A 2770-nucleotide genomic window follows, 5' to 3' on the forward strand; every position below is an offset into this window, starting at 1 on the left:
CGCTGCAGGACGCCGCCCGGGCGGCTCAGGGCGCAGCCGCGGCGGCCGATGGCGCCGCGGCGCGCGAGTTCGCGGCCGGCGATCGCGTGGCGCACGGCAAGTGGGGGGAAGGCGTTGTCGTATCCGTCAAAGGAGAGGGCAACGACATGGAGCTTCAGATCGCTTTTCCAGCGCCGGTGGGCATTAAGCGCCTGCTCGCGGGCTTCGCGCCGATCACGAAGCTGTAAGCAAAGCAAGATGGTTGATCAGCCATTATGGACGATTAGAAGGAGGAGCCTTCCGTGAGCGCTCAGTTGGAGAGAATGCGGCAGCTTGCCGCGATCATTACAGAGCATAATTATCAATACTACACGCTGGATCAACCGACTATTAACGACGCGGATTATGACAAGCTGTACGATGAGCTCGTCGCCTTGGAAGCCGCGGCCGGCGTCATCCTGCCGGAATCGCCGACGCAGCGGGTAGGCGGAGAACTGCTCAAAGGATTCGAGCCTTATAAGCACCGGTCAAGGCTTTGGAGCCTTGACAAAGCCCAGGACGCGGAAGATCTGCTCGCTTGGAATACCCGCCTCCTTAAGGCCATCAACGATTATAATGCCAAGCATCCGGAAGAAGAGCCGCTTCCGCAGCCGTCGTACGTTATCGAGCTGAAGTTCGACGGACTGACGCTCAACCTGACCTATGAAGACGGGCAGCTGGTGCAGGCCGCGACGCGCGGCAACGGAACGGTAGGCGAGGGGATTTTGCAGCAAGTACGCACGATCCGTTCGGTCCCGTTGTCTATTCCGTTCACCGACGGCATTATCGAGGTGCAGGGCGAAGGCATCATGCGGCTGTCCGTGCTGGAGAAGTATAACGAAACGGCCGCCGAGCCGCTCAAGAACGCGCGCAACGCGGCGGCCGGCGCGCTTCGCAACCAGAATCCGAAGGTGACCGCCGAGCGCAAACTGGACGCTTTCTTCTATAACATCGGCTACGCGGACGGCGTTGCGTTCGCGGATCATCGCGAAATGCAGCAGTTTTTGAAGGACAACCGGTTTAAAGTCAATCCTTACGTCAGCTATCGGGATACGATCGAAGAAGTCCAAGCGGAGCTTGCGCTCGTGACGGAGCGCCGCGAGCAATTGGATTTCCTGATCGACGGGGCCGTCGTTAAAGTCGTCGATATGCGGACGCGCGAGGCGCTTGGCTATACCGACAAGTTTCCGCGCTGGGCGGTGGCCTTCAAATTCGAGGCCGAGGAGACGACCACGGTACTCGAGTCCGTATCGTGGGAAGTTGGCCGTACGGGAAAAATCACGCCGGTCGCCCGGGTGGAAGCGGTCGAGTTGGCGGGCGTGACGGTGCAGAACTGCACGCTCAACAATATCGGCGACATCGAGCGCAAAAACTTGAAGCACGCGCTTGGCACGCTTGTAGCTATCCGCCGCTCGAACGATGTCATTCCGGAAATTTTGGGCAAAGCGGATGAGGAGCCGGGCGCGGAGATCGTCTTTCCGACCGTATGTCCTTCGTGCGGCACGGAACTCGAGCAGCGGGGGGCTCATTTGTTTTGCAACAACAAGCTTGGCTGCCAGCCGCAAATTATCGGTCGCATCACGCATTTCGCTTCCCGCGACGCGATGGACATCGATACGTTCAGCGTAGCGACGGCCGAGCAGCTATATAAGGATTGCGGCGTGCGCGACCCTGCCGATCTCTATGCGCTCACCTATGAAGACCTGATCAAGCTGGAGCGGTTCGGAGAGAAGAAGGCGCGCAAGCTGCTTGACGCGTTCGAGAAGTCCAAGGATCGCGAGCTGGCATCGTTCTTGTTCGCGCTTGGCATTCCGAATACGGGCAAGGCGACGACCAAAATGCTGGCCGACCATTTCGGCAGCTTGGACGCGATCATGCAGGCCGGCACGGAAGAACTCGTCGCCCTGCCGGACGTCGGCGGCATCGTGGCGGACAGCATCGTTAATTATTTCAACGATCCGGTTGCGGTCGCGAGCATCGCGCGCATGCGCGAGCTCGGCGTCAAAGCCGAAGCCGAGCGTCAGGCGCCCGTTAGGCAGGACAGCGTATTTAGCGGCAAGACGGTCGTCCTGACCGGCACGCTGCCGACGATGTCGCGCGACGAGGCGGCCAAGAAGCTTGAGGCGTGCGGCGCCAAAATTTCGGGCAGCGTCTCCAAAAAAACGGATTTCGTCATTGCCGGCGAAAGCGCGGGCAGCAAGCTGACCAAGGCGCAAGAGCTTGGCATCGCGATTATCGACGACGAGGCGGAGCTGCTTCGCTTACTAGGCGAAGGTGCCGAATAGTCAAGTTACGGAAGCGCTCATGCGGCGAAGGCATGGGCGCTTTTTTGATCGCGCGAACGGAAGAAAGCGGTTATTCGTTAATTGTCATTATTTACAATTTGTTTTGTGTTTTCGGAAGTGATATATTATTGCTTGTCGCTTCTGAGATGAAGACAATAATGGTTAACCGACTGAATCGCGAAAAAATGTGAGACAAGCTGTTGACAATGTCGAATGAAGATGATAAAGTATCTACTTGTCACGACAAAACGTGACAGCAAGTTCTTTGAAAACTGAACAAATGGATCACGTCAAAATCCGACAATGTTTTAAATAGCTAGTTAAGAAATGAGCAGGCGCGAAACTTTGATCTGACCTTTGGCTAGAGAGAAGTTTCGCGGACAAACACCATTATGGAGAGTTTGATCCTGGCTCAGGACGAACGCTGGCGGCGTGCCTAATACATGCAAGTCGAGCGGAGTTAATCC

2 protein-coding genes and 1 rRNA gene are annotated in these 2770 nt (G+C 57.0%); all 3 read left to right on the forward strand.

The features are described from left to right. Positions 1 to 227: hypothetical protein (locus tag IDH41_RS30945; RefSeq protein ID WP_190868211.1), on the forward strand; the 227-nt coding region annotated here is incomplete at its 5' end. Positions 228 to 302: 75 nt separating this feature from the next. After that, positions 303 to 2303 (forward strand): NAD-dependent DNA ligase LigA, encoded by a 2001-nt coding sequence (gene ligA / locus IDH41_RS30950; RefSeq protein WP_190868213.1) that lies wholly within the window; start codon positions 303 to 305, stop codon positions 2301 to 2303. Positions 2304 to 2692: 389 nt separating this feature from the next. Continuing rightward, positions 2693 to 2770: ribosomal RNA gene (locus tag IDH41_RS30955) — 16S ribosomal RNA — on the forward strand; the annotation flags it as partial.

The sequence above is a fragment of the Paenibacillus arenilitoris genome (assembly GCF_014705655.1).
Lineage (GTDB): Bacteria > Bacillota > Bacilli > Paenibacillales > Paenibacillaceae > Pristimantibacillus > Pristimantibacillus arenilitoris.

Coding starts and splice junctions, on each gene's coding strand:
- ligA (WP_190868213.1), top strand. CDS start 303: ATGCGGCAGCTTGCCGCGATCATTACAGAGCATAATTATCAATACTAC.